Source organism: Bacillus sp. GW823-FHT06A11, assembly GCF_058795355.1.
The window spans coordinates 47,718-60,923 of record NZ_JBXAHS010000005.1 but is presented as its reverse complement, the minus strand read 5'-3'; the positions used below and the strand labels follow the sequence as shown (position 1 = coordinate 60,923).

Sequence of the window (13,206 nt, the reverse complement as noted above, 5' to 3'; positions counted from 1 at the left end):
GGATTTGGTAGAAGAATCAGCATAATTTTTGTAGGTGAATAATGATCTGATCAAAGCTTTTTAATGAATTCAATTTCATTATCTAATAATAATGGACGAGTTAAGTGTGAAGAATTTTCTTCAACCTGAGTAGAATTTTTTGCACCAGGAATAGCAACTGAAACGGCTGCGTGACTTAAAACATAACGTAAAGCAACTTGCGCTAAACTTCGATTTGAACGTAAAAGTGAACGTAATTTCTCTACTGTGTTTAAGCTATCTTTAAACCACTTTTCTTTTGGCCAATCTTTTCTTAAATCATCGTCTGGAAATTGAGTTTCATGATTAAATTTCCCAGTTAAAATCCCCATCTTAAGTGGCCCTCTTATCACAGCACCTAAATTATGTTTTTCAATATAAGGAAGGATGTCTTTTTCAGGTTCTTTATTCAAAATACTATAATCGAATTGTACGACATCTAAATCATTATTCTGATTAAAATGTTTTATATAATCTAAATCATTAGTAGAAACGCCAACAGCTCTCACTTTTCCAGATTTTTTTAAGGTTTGGAAAGCTTGTAGAAAGGCTTCTGTTTCTTCAGGTTTATCCCACCAAATATGACAAAAGTACACATCTATATAATCCGTTTTAAGCCGCAGTAAACTAGCCTCAAACGCATCAATGATCTTTTGAGGATCTCCATAAACGGCTGGTTGATTGGGGTCATAATGATGACCAATTAAACCACCTTTTGTAGAAAGGATTATATCTTTCCTGCGATTATTTATAGCTTTTGCAACGAGTGTTTCACTATGACCTAGTCCATAAACGTCAGCAGTGTCAATAAAATTAACCCCTAAGTCGATTGCTTTCTCAATTGCATCAAGTGATTCATTATCTTTTACTGTTCCCCATTCATCTCCACCAATTGCCCAAGAACCGAACCCTACCTCTGAGACTATTAATCCCGTGTTACCTAATAATCTATATTCCATTATGTACGGACTCCTCCTTTACAGTTTATTTTATTAGAAGTATATATAGTGGCCAGTTGGAATATTCTTGAATTTATTTTCGGAGTATAAATTAGGCTATTTCCTTTAATAAAATATGTAAGATTACTGTATAAAAAGAAATTAGAATTATTAGTGAAATGATTTTTTATGCTTGAATTGAATAAAAGTATGAACTTTTACGGCATAGATATGAATTTTATTCATAATTTTAATAACTATACATTAACTGAATTAAATGTTGAATTTAGTCGGAATATATATATTTACAAATCGCAGAATCTGTACATATAGTTGTAAATGTAAATATTATCCGCTTTTAAATATTTATAAAAGGAGAAATTCATATGAAAGAAATACAAAAGCAATATGAAATTGTAGAAGAATTTGATGCAACAGTAGGGCAAGAAGCATTATGGATAGCTCATCAAATGGAATTAGAAAAAGGAATGAACAATGAACCTATCATCATAAAGCTAAAAGGAAGTCTTCAAATAGAGACCTTAAGGAAAACGCTTACTTTAATAGTGCAATCTCATCCGGCGCTACGTACACTATTTATTAAGAGGGACGAAAAAATTAAACAATTCATTCAAAAGAGTATAGACTTTGATATACCCATTAAGGATTTAACTGCTTTTAAAAACACAGAACAAAAATTTATTTTAAAAAAATTCTTAGGCTCTATAGTGAATGAGAAATTTAATTTAGAAGAAGGGCCTTTGTTTAAATTTCACATCATTAAATTTTGTGAAGATGAATTTATTTTACATATGATTTTTCATCACATTATTTATGATGGATGTAGTTTAGGAATTTTCATCCGACAATTATCCAATACGTATAGTGAATTACTTCAAGGGAAGACGAATGTAGAATTTGAATCTCCTTATAAGAACCTCGTAAAGTATGAGGAGAGTTTTATTGATGATGCAATATATAAAGAGGGATCATCGTATTGGAAAGATTATTTACAAGGTGAATTACCTCCTACAGAGTTTCCTGCTACTATTAATAAAATGAATGAACCGATATATACGAACAAAAATATAAGCAAGAATATTGATGCCGATCTATTTTATCAAATACAATGTTTTGCTAAAAGAAATAACATAAGTGTCTATCGGGTTATGTTAAGTACTTATTGTGCCTTGCTTCATCAAATGACAAATGCTGAAGAAATTATTGTAGGTATTCCAATTAATACTAGACCACAAACGGAAGAAGGGAATGCTTTTGGTTATTTTGTTAATACATTACCTATACGTATAACAATAGAAAAAGGTGATACATTTAAGGGAATACTTAACAAGGTGAATAAATCTGTTCATTTGGCTATTAAGTATAAACATAATCCATATTCACATATAGTAAGAGATTTAAATCTAAATAATAATACACATCATAATATGATTTATTCAACAGCATTTAATACGGTAAGGATACCTCAATTGAAAATTCCTGATATTGAGTCCACAGTTTTAACAGATTGTAAAAGAGTAAATCCTTTTAACATGACCTGGAGAATAATGAGATATGAAGGGGAAACAGAGAATAAAATTGAGGTTGACTATAATTCAGCATTATATAAACCAGATAGTATGAATGATTTAGTTGAAAGATATATATATTTGTTACAAAAACTAATGAAGAATGTGAACGAACCTATCCATTCATTGGATTTACTTTTAAAAAAAGATTATCGTTTATACAAAGATATAAACTCAAATACTCTTGCATATCCTAATTTAAAAACATTAGATCAATTAATTGATCTACAAGCATTAAAATCGCCAAATCAAATAGCGATTTCAATGGGGGATAAATCGATTACCTATTATGACTTGCAGCAAAGGTCAAATCAAATTGCGAATTATTTACGTGAAAATGATATAAAAAAGGGACAGCGTGTAAGTATTACTATGGTGAGAGAAATCGATACAATTGTATGGATTCTAGGCATACTAAAATCAGGTGGAGTTTATGTACCAATCGATCCAAAGTTTCCTGAAAAAAGAATAGAATTTATATTAAAAGATAGTGAAAGTCAAATGATTATTACAAAGAAAGAATTCAGGGGATTAATTGAAAGTTTTGCGATTCATACAATTTTTTTAGAGGATTTTCATTACACTAATTCTATAGAAAATATTGCGTCTACACATAACATAGAAGATGCTGCGTATATTATCTATACGTCAGGTTCAACAGGTTTACCAAAAGGAGTAGTTGTACCACATAGAGGAGTAATTAATTTATCATATTCATTAATGAATCAATTTAATTTAGACAAAAATGATGTATTTTTACAATTTGCAACAATGATTTTTGATGCCTCCATTATGGAAATGTTTCCGATTTTGTTATGCGGAGGAAGAATGCATGTAATTTCTGAAATGGAAAAACGTTCTGCAGAAGAATTTATAAATGTAATTAACAAGAATGGTATTACATTTGTTCTTTTACCAACTGCATTTTTTAAATTAATAGCTGATATGCCTAAAGAAATGTTGCTTAAATTAAATTCCTTAAAATGTGTATTTGTGGGAGGGGAAACCATACCTGCTGAATCAGTTCGTAAATGGCAAAGTAAAGTAGGGTTAAAGATTCCAATTCTTAACGCATATGGTCCTACTGAAGCTACTGTATGTACAACCATTTATGAAGTAAATCATGAGATAAAAGAAGAAACTTCTAATATACCAATAGGTAAACCAATTGCTAATAGTAAAGTTTTCGTGGTCAGTCCGTTTAACACGCTATGTCCGTCAGGAGTAGTAGGTGAGTTATTCATTGGTGGTGATGGGGTTGCTAAAGGATATATAAATCAAAAGAAAAAAACAGAAGAGGCATTTATTTCTTTCGAGAAATCATATAATCGCAATAAAAAAATATATCGTACTGGGGACTTAGTACGTCTTTTACCAAATGGCAACTTAGAATTCATCGGAAGGAAAGATAATCAAGTAAAACTACGTGGGTATCGAATTGAGCTTGATGAAATAGAAAGAGCATTATTTAAACACTCAGAGGTAAAAGATGCAGTAGTAGTAACTTATCAAAATGACAAAATTGCTAGCTTTTATGTATCAAAAGACAATACAGAGATAAAACAAGAGAACTTAAAAACATTCTTAAGTGAAAGATTACCAGATTTTATGATGCCAAATTATATATTTCATCTTAAAACATTTCCATTATCACCAAGTGGTAAGATTGATAGAAAAAAATTAGAATTACAAATCCCACCTTTACTTGAAAATATGCAAAATCAATATATACCACCAATAAGTGGCACAGAAAAAAGGTTGGCAAAAACATGGTCAGAGATTTTAAATTTAGGAAAATATAGAATCAGTAGAGATGATGACTTTTTTAAACTTGGGGGACATTCATTAATTGCTGTGCAAGTATTAAATCAAATTCAAAAAGAGTTTCATTTGAAAATAGAAATTAGAGATATTTTTGAGCATACAACAATTGCTAGTCTATCTGCTTACATCGATAAATTAATGGAAGTAAATCGTGATAGGGAAGAACAGAAGATGCAAATATTAAAAGTTACAGATAAGGAAAGTTATCAGTTATCAAGTGCTCAAAAAAGAATCTGGTTTTTAAATAAATCAAACGCTATTAATAGAGTATACGATACACCACTACACATATATATTGAGCCGAGTTTGAAAAAAGATATTTTACAGGACGCCATAAGGCTTTTAGTTGAACGACACGAGATGCTCCGAACAGTGTTTATTGAAAAAAATGGGGAGCCTAGACAAGTCATATTAAAATCAATAGCGATTGACCTGACACACCATGAGATTGAACACATGGCTAAAAAGGAACAACAAGAATATATACATAGAACAATAAATCAAACGGATCATACACCATTTGATTTGGAAAATGGACCGCTTTTCCGGATTAGAATTTTTAATCTTGATAAGAAAAAATCCTATCTATATATCAATTTACATCACATTATTACTGACGAGTGGAGTGTAAGGAATTTATTAGATGAGTTGATGAAGGTATATAGTGCCTTTGCTAAACGAAGAAATCCTGAGTTGCCAACTATTTCTAATCGATATGTAGATTATGTTGAGTGGGAACAAGAGCAGTTAAAATTAGGTCGGTGGGATACGGAAAAATCTTATTGGATGGCCGAACTTGCAGCGCCTCTTCCTATACTAAATCTTCCTTTAGATTTTAGTAAGAATCGTCAAAGTACAAATAGAGGTACAGTATTTGAAATGAAGTTAGATAATAAAATGAAAGAGTCTTTGAAACAAGTATGTGAACAAGAGAATGTTTCGATGTATATGCTATTTTTGGCAGCATATATTCAATTGTTACATTATCTCACGGATCAAAAAGACATTATTGTAGGTACACCGGTTGTTGGAAGGAATTATCAAGAATTTGAACAAATACAAGGATTTTTTGTAAATACTTTAGCGATTAGAACACAATTAAATGATGTAAAAAATTTAAAACAGCTATTAAAAGTAGTGAGAGAAAAATGTTTGAATTCTTTCCAAAACCAATCATACCCATTTGATAAAGTAATTGAGCAAATAAATCCTGATAGAAGCTTTGGAAATAACCCGATCTTTTCTACTATGTTTAGTTACCAGAAAGATATTTTGCAACAACATGATGCGTACAAGCTTCAATTGTTACCTAATAAACAAGATGTTAGTAAGTTTGACATTTCTTTAGCTGTTGAAGAAGAATCGGATTATGTAGAGATTTCATTTGAGTATAATATTAATCTTTTCAAGGAAGAGTCAATTAATAGGTTTACTCAAAATTTACTTAATATACTGGACGCATTTATTCATCAAAGAACAGTGGCATATGAGAATCTTTCATTCCTATCACTGGAAGAGGAATCTCTATATAGAAAGGTAAATCATACAGAAAGACCGTATCCTTATTTTCAAAATATACAGGAGCAATTTTATAAGCAAGTAGAAAGACAATCAAATCGGATTGCTATAGCGACTGAAACAGAGTCTTTAACATATAGGCAATTAAATAGGAGTTCTAATCAAGTAGCTCAACATTTGCTTGATAAAGGTATAAAAAAAGGTGACAAGGTAGCCATATTTTTAGATAGAAGTATGAATAGTATCGTTTCTATGATTGGAATATTAAAAGCCGGTGCTGCCTATATACCAATCGATGTAAAATACCCTGAGGATAGAATAAATTATATAGTTAGTGATAGCGAGGCATGTAGAATTATAACGAGTAACAAATACAAAAGTCATTTGAACGTAAGCAATTATAACGTTTCAATAATAGAGGATATATATCGTACGACTATAAATAGTGATGTGAAAATTTTAAATAAACCAGATGACTTGGCCTATGTCATTTATACTTCAGGATCAACAGGCAAACCAAAAGGTACATTATTAACTCATAAAGGAGTATTAAATTTAGTTGAATGGAGAAATGAAGTATTTCATATTTCACCAAATGATAAAATAACACAGTTTTATTCCCATAGTTTTGATTCTTCTGTATCGGAAATTTTTTCTACTTTGTTAAATGGGGCGGAACTATATGTATTAAGTGATGAACAGCGCTATTCAACTGTCGAATATGCCCAAGCAGTCCAAGAAATACAAGCAACTATTTCTGATTTACCAACAGTATTTTTTAATGAATTATCGACCTCATTAACTAAACCGGATAGGGAGAAGATACGTTCTTTAAGATTTATGATAATGGGAGGGGAAGCTGCATCAACAAATGCTATTAGGAGTTGGCAAAATACTTTTAAAAACCAAGTGCAACTGGTAAATGAGTATGGTCCTACTGAAGCAACTGTTTCAGCGATGTACTATTTCATACCAGACTTAGAATGCGAAAATAACATTTTAGGAAGCATACCGATTGGTATTCCAATTTCTAACACAAAGGTTCATATATTGAATTCATATATGCAACATTGTCCGGTAGGGGCTATGGGTGAATTATATATTGAAAGTTTAGGATTGGCCCAAGGGTATTGGAAGCAGGAAGAAAAAACAAAACAGGCATTTATTTCAAACCCATTTTCAGAAGACAATAGTAAAAGATTATATCGAACAGGTGATTTAGCAAGGTGGTCACCAAATGGAAATATAGAATTTATGGGAAGAAAAGATAAGCAGGTTAAAATTAGAGGGCACAGAATTGAACTAGGGGAGATAGAAGATGCAATATTACAACTTGAGGGGATAAGTCAGGCTGTAGTAACACAAACGGAAGATGGAATGTTACTGCAAGCTTATTATAAAACAGTGGACGGTATAGGGATAGAGAAAAATAAGTTAGCTTTACATTTATCAAATGTATTGCCAGAATATATGGTCCCTAAATATTACTCTCATGTGTTAGAAATACCAATAACGGCGAACGGTAAAATTGATTTTGAAAAGCTGCCAAAAATAGAGTTTGGTCATGAGCAAAAAGATGAGTGTAAACTTAAACCTCAAACTAAAGTGCAAAAAGACATTGCAAAGGTATGGTCTGAAGTTCTAAACATAAAATCTATAGGTTTAAAAGATGATTTCTTTAATTTGGGTGGACATTCTTTAAAAGTTATGCCGGCATTAGTCAAATTAAAACCGTTATATCCTAACTTGAAAATTCAAGATTTCTTTAAGTATAGAACAATAGAAAATTTAGCCTCTCATATTGAAGAAATGGAAAAGATGTCGTTAAAGAAAGAGAAAAATATGAATGTAGCATGTATGGAAAATGAAACGATAATGCCTCCTGCTTGTAAAAGAAATAAAATAGAAGAATGTGAGATAGGTAGGGTGAATTATCCAAAAGCAGTGTTCCTTACAGGGGCTACAGGATATTTAGGAGCACACATTTTAGAACGCTTATTACAGTTGCCATCTACGACTATTTACTGTCTAGTAAGAAATAATGAGGATCAAGTAATTGGTGCAAAGTTAAAAGAAAGAATGATGTTTTATTTCGGTAAAGAAATTCTCCAAAAGTTGGAGGAGAGAGTAGAGTTAATTGAAGGAGATTTATCTTTGATAAATTTAGGTCTAGATTCAAAGCAATTGGACCATTTAAATAATAAGGTAGAATCAATCATACATTGTGGTGGAGAAGTTAGACACTATGGAGAACGTGAGCATTTTCAAAAGGTAAATGTTCAGTCTACAAAATATTTATTGGAATTAGCTAAGAATACAAATGCACGTTTTCATTATATATCGACTTTAAGTGTAGCTGGACAGGCTGAAAGCGATCCAAAAGAATTTGAATTCCTTGAGTCTAATTTTGATAGAGGTCAAAATTTAGATAATGTCTACTTAGAAAGTAAGTTTCAAGGCGAGAAAATGGTCAGAGAGGCAATGGAAAAAGGGATTCGTGCTACGATATACCGTGTGGGGAATTTAGTGGGTAACTCTAAAACGGGTAAATTTCAATTCAATATTAATGAAAACGCTTTTTATAGATTGTTGAAAGGGATATGCTTATCTAACGTAGCACCTGAAATCAATACGTATGTAGATTTAACGCCTGTAGACTATGGAAGTTTAGCTATTACTGAATTATCCTATAAGGCCAATACAGTAAATAAAACTATGCATATTTGTAATCCCAATCAACTTAAATGGGACCAATTTATAAATAATTTACAAGATTTTGGATATGATATTATGTTAATGAAACAAGAAAAGTATATAGAGAAGTTTTTTGATACGAATCTAACTACTGATGAACAGAAAGCTTTAGAGCTCATAATGCCTTTATTAGAATCTGTAGAAGAGCTATCAGTAGCTATACCATCTTGTTTATACACGCAAGGATACTTAAAGAATGTACATTGTTTAGAACCAAATCAAGAGTATATCAATTTGTTATTACATTACGCTATGAGTATCGAGTTTTTACCAACCATTAAAGAACCAATATTGCTATAGAATATACCATCGATTTTGAACAGATTGGTTTATAAATATGAAGTTTTGAATATTTGTTTACTTTCTCTTATTATTTGGAAAAGTAAAAAGAACTTGTAGTTTTGTCTACAAGTTCTTTTCGATTAAAAGGTTTATACATTTAGTTAGTTGGATAATATTTCAATTCTTCATATTACTAACAGAAGAAATTAACCAAGACAAATAATTCTTTTCAATAAGAGTAAAAATACAATTTTATATTAAGACCAAATCCATCGATCATCAGTTAATGCTTGAGAATCATTAACTTTTTCAATCTCATCTGTTATCGACCACTCATTACTTCTTTCAGCGTTCGCCATATGAACTTTAACCTTTTCACCTACATTAAATTTCTGCCCGTGTGTTAAATAAACTGTAACATTACGTTTACTTCCGTCATTTCCAGTATATTGAACAATTACATAATTATATTCTTCTATTCCAGATTTAAACTTATCTACTTTTGTAACATGTCCTATTTCATATTCGTATGCAAAAACATGTTTTAAATAACTTCCCTGGTGTAATGTATCAGTACCTTGAACCTTTTCAATTGAATCTGCAATCATATAGTCCGTAAAATTACGCATCATTGCACCAGTAGCTTTTATTTGATCACCAACTTTTACATTTGGTGTAGAGTTTAAATAGATACTAATAGGTTCTGAATACTTTGTTGACTCAACAGAGATAACATTATCAGTAACCTCAACTACACGCCCTTCAATTGTTGATAAATTTGACTCGATAGAAGCTGCACTTGCTTTTGTTACTTCTAATCCTGGTAGATTTGTGCCTGCAAGAGCTGCAATTCCTAATGCACCAGCTAAAATGATTTTTTTCATACCTTATAACATCTCCATTCCGATTGTATTTAAATGTGCAGTTAGGTTTAATTCGTAAATAACTTTCTTATATCACCCAACATGTAATCATTATAGTTACATTAATAATGATTATCAACTACAATTGAAATGTAATTTTGCATAATAATAAATCTTGATTTAATAATTTATCATTCAAATGGAAAGTAAGATGTGTATGTGTGAAATTGTTACCGTAGAGCAAAAAGGAACTGTCGTGCGAAATGGGGAAAGAAAAATGCTAGGCATAAATGGTCAACATATAAAATTCCTAATTAAACAGTGGAAAATTATAAACGTGAAAAAATTATACACCGTTATATTATCTTTTCGAGAGGATATTAAGGAGAAGGGTAAGAAAATTGAAGGATTAAGAGCTAAATAAAAGCCACTTAATACATCTAAAAAGACGAGATAGGCCATCACGACTGTCTATTTCTATTTTTTATTACAAATTAATCCGCTGAATCCACCTATTTTTTTGAGCTCTAAAAGCTGGGGAAACAAATTTTAACATACCGACTCGAAAACTTCGACTCTTAGAAAACGTCTATAAAATGATTGTAAAATAAATAAAGAAGGATAAATAGATTTTCTCAATAGTGAAAATATTTACAAAATAGTAAAATGTAGGTATGTAATTTCATAATAAACACAAAAAATAAAGAGGGGATGAGGAAAATGAATTTAAAACAATTAGGGATTATATTATTAGGAACCGTAACACTTGTGTTTAGTAGTACAAATTTTGTGGACGCTGCTAGAAAACAGAAAGAATTTAGAGATACGGAGCCAAATAATACTCTTGAAACAGCCAATAGACTAGATTTGGGGTATGATTGTGTGGTTTATGGCAATTTAAATTTAAACGATAAAGACGGTATAGATATCTTTAGATTTTCCCCAAGTGATACTATGAAAGTTGAAGTTACTTTGCAAGGAATGCATGATGATAATGATTTTGATCTATTTGTACGAAATTCGAAAGGTAAAATAATAAAAAAATCTTTGAACCTTTCTAATGATATGGAAAAAATTGTTTTTGAAGCAGAAGAATGGGAAGACTATTATATTGAAGTAAGTTCATCGGTAAGAGGGAATGAAGATAATAACTTTGATTATATTTTAGTAGCAGAAAAATATTAAAACTAGTAAATTTAGAGGCCATCCAAATGGGGTGTTTCTTGTTTTTTCAAGAAATATATGCGTAAAGCCAGTTGGGGTTATTTTTTCGGAGTATTATTTTTACTTAGTGGCTTATCAAACGAAGTATGACTTTGAATTGTAATAGTAAATGAATTAATTGATTAACCTATAAAAACGTAGGAATTAAATATTTCTACGTTTTTTTGTACATAACATTTAAATAAAAAGCTTGTTTTTTGAAAAAGTTGAAAGATGTTATTTATATTGGCACGGATATTTATTACAATGTACTTTATAGAAAAAAGTAGCTGCAAGTGCAACTACTTTTTCACAAAAACATTATTATTCAAATAAAACCTTTAGCGTAAACTTGCGCTTAATGGTACTTGAGAATAAACTGTGAAATTGTTACCATAAGTACCGTGTCTTGAAAATGAGGAAGAAATTAAACTGTTCCAACTTTTGTAGGTAGCCCCGGATGTATCTGTTCTTAGAAGTACATTTGAAAAGCTAGCTTGGCTAAAGGAGTTACGTCCAGTATCTTCAACCCCCTGAACCATTTTTACTGGTTCATATTGAGAAAATGAGCCATATACAGGCTGATTTGCATATCTAGGGTTTCCATTTACATACATAGTAACCGTACCATTTCCGTTATTAACTATTTTAAGGTTTACTCGATCACCATCTTTAATTGATGCATCATACTGTGTGTTCCAATACTTACTGTTTTGACCTGATTCATTATATCCTGAATTTAGAAATACTTTATATCCACTTGGTGTTTTGGAAATACCACCCTCAACTTTAGATGCTCCAATGCCTAAATACCAATTCACATACCCATCTTTAACAACAACTGATTTTGGTAGATTTATATCAGCTGCAATTCCTGTATAGGTACTATTTGTAACACTTTTTACAGCACCTTCTGTAGCTGCAAAACTAGTAGTTGAAAACATTGATAGAGAAATTAAAAGTGAACCAACTAGATACATCATTTTTTTCTTACTTTTTCTTAATACTTGATTCATTTTAGATCCCCCAAATTTAAAATTATTAAATTGTATGGAAAGTTGGCCAACTAACTACAACTTACAAACTAAAGATATATCAGGTTTCATTTAATGTATATATTTTCCTATTATAAGTCATTGAATTGTCGAATAAATCCGATTTTTTATATTTATCAATATAGGTGGAGTTGACAGATTAAAGTTGTATGTCTATTTAAATGTAAGCAGATTTTGTTAAAAATAATATAAAAACCTATAAATATGTTGTGGATAATATGTACTATGATTCATTTAGGAGAGAAAAATATGGAATGAATATAGTGGGATTTATCAAAGAATATATCTGAAATGTTTAGAAATAGATTAAATACGCGGGAAATAAATGAATCGTTTGTCTTAAGGAATTCATTGAAATAGTCCGTAGATGAAGGGGAATATATGATTTATAAGACATGGATTTCCTATATAAAAGAAGAAAGGGGATCCAGCTATGGGAATTACAAATACAAGATTGAAGTTAGATAATGCAGCTATTGAAGAGGCTATAGAGGCATTAAAAGAGGAAAATGAATGTTTACGTATGGAAATCGATTACTTAAAAAAGTTAAAGGCCTTCGTTCAAAAAGAGATGGAATTACAGCCCTTCCTGAACGAGAAAGTCCCTCGTCTTTAGGCATGGGATGAAAGTGAGGTTGGATAAGGAGTGCTACTAAAAACCGCAAGGTTTGTGGCACTCTAAGTATCCAAAATGTTGGTATCTTTTATTTTTTTATCTTTCGTGTTGCAGTTTTATAATCTAACTGATACAATGCACACATGATGAATGATTATAGAAGAACCAAAACAACCGTGTCATTAATTAACTATCATTTTGTGTTTTGCCCAAGATACAGAAGAAAGATTTTTCTTAATACAAAAGTAGAAGAACGTTTCAAAGAGTTGGTTCAAGAAATATGCGGAGAATTGGATATTTCTATTGTTGCAATGGAATGCGACAAAGACCACGTTCACTTGTTCTTAAATACACCACCAACACTTAGTCCTGCTGATACAATGGCAAAAATTAAAGGAGTGACATCAAAACGTTTGAGAGAAGAGTTTCCTCATCTTCAACACTTGCCGAGCCTATGGACGCGTTCTTATTTTGTTTCTACTGCTGGAAATGTATCAAGTGAGACAATAAAACATTATGTTGAAAATCAAAAAACGAGGGGGTGAA

Annotated in this window: 7 protein-coding genes; 4 read left to right on the top strand and 3 right to left on the bottom strand. The window is 30.9% G+C overall.

The genetic code is table 11. The annotated features are described in order from the left end of the window. Window positions 1-50: 50 nt before the first annotated feature. Window positions 51-977, bottom strand: coding sequence for an aldo/keto reductase (locus tag AC1Q8L_RS22480; RefSeq protein ID WP_098391338.1), 927 nt, complete (start codon window positions 975-977; stop codon window positions 51-53). A 365-nt stretch (window positions 978-1,342) separates the two neighbouring features. Here AC1Q8L_RS22480 and AC1Q8L_RS22475 point away from each other — a divergent pair, with 365 nt between their 5' ends. Next, window positions 1,343-8,941, top strand: a complete 7,599-nt coding sequence (locus tag AC1Q8L_RS22475; protein WP_492339493.1) for a non-ribosomal peptide synthetase — start codon at window positions 1,343-1,345, stop codon at window positions 8,939-8,941. A 239-nt stretch (window positions 8,942-9,180) separates the two neighbouring features. Here the strand turns inward: AC1Q8L_RS22475 and AC1Q8L_RS22470 are convergent, their stop codons facing one another. Beyond that, window positions 9,181-9,807 carry a F0F1 ATP synthase subunit alpha gene (locus tag AC1Q8L_RS22470; protein WP_000720469.1) on the bottom strand — a complete coding sequence of 209 codons (627 nt, stop codon included), beginning with the start codon at window positions 9,805-9,807 and terminating at the stop codon, window positions 9,181-9,183. Window positions 9,808-10,506: 699 nt separating this feature from the next. Here AC1Q8L_RS22470 and AC1Q8L_RS22465 point away from each other — a divergent pair. Continuing rightward, window positions 10,507-10,971, top strand: coding sequence for a hypothetical protein (locus AC1Q8L_RS22465; protein ID WP_001050004.1), 465 nt, complete (start codon window positions 10,507-10,509; stop codon window positions 10,969-10,971). Window positions 10,972-11,330: 359 nt separating this feature from the next. Here AC1Q8L_RS22465 and AC1Q8L_RS22460 read toward each other — a convergent pair whose 3' ends face one another. Beyond that, the gene (locus AC1Q8L_RS22460) at window positions 11,331-12,005 is read right to left on the bottom strand and encodes a hypothetical protein (RefSeq protein WP_001077593.1); all 675 of its coding nucleotides are present in this window, start codon (window positions 12,003-12,005) and stop codon (window positions 11,331-11,333) included. Window positions 12,006-12,477: 472 nt separating this feature from the next. Here AC1Q8L_RS22460 and AC1Q8L_RS22455 point away from each other — a divergent pair, with 472 nt between their 5' ends. Continuing rightward, complete coding sequence (locus AC1Q8L_RS22455; protein WP_000513221.1) at window positions 12,478-12,660, top strand: hypothetical protein; 183 nt, start codon at window positions 12,478-12,480, stop codon at window positions 12,658-12,660. 143 nt (window positions 12,661-12,803) lie between these two features. Further along, window positions 12,804-13,205, top strand: coding sequence for an IS200/IS605 family transposase (tnpA, locus tag AC1Q8L_RS22450; RefSeq protein WP_033666944.1), 402 nt, complete (start codon window positions 12,804-12,806; stop codon window positions 13,203-13,205). Window position 13,206: the final 1 nt, after the last annotated feature.

Coding starts and splice junctions, on each gene's coding strand:
- AC1Q8L_RS22480 (WP_098391338.1), bottom strand. CDS start 977: ATGGAATATAGATTATTAGGTAACACGGGATTAATAGTCTCAGAGGTA.
- AC1Q8L_RS22475 (WP_492339493.1), top strand. CDS start 1,343: ATGAAAGAAATACAAAAGCAATATGAAATTGTAGAAGAATTTGATGCA.
- AC1Q8L_RS22470 (WP_000720469.1), bottom strand. CDS start 9,807: ATGAAAAAAATCATTTTAGCTGGTGCATTAGGAATTGCAGCTCTTGCA.
- AC1Q8L_RS22465 (WP_001050004.1), top strand. CDS start 10,507: ATGAATTTAAAACAATTAGGGATTATATTATTAGGAACCGTAACACTT.
- AC1Q8L_RS22460 (WP_001077593.1), bottom strand. CDS start 12,005: ATGAATCAAGTATTAAGAAAAAGTAAGAAAAAAATGATGTATCTAGTT.
- AC1Q8L_RS22455 (WP_000513221.1), top strand. CDS start 12,478: ATGGGAATTACAAATACAAGATTGAAGTTAGATAATGCAGCTATTGAA.
- tnpA (WP_033666944.1), top strand. CDS start 12,804: ATGATGAATGATTATAGAAGAACCAAAACAACCGTGTCATTAATTAAC.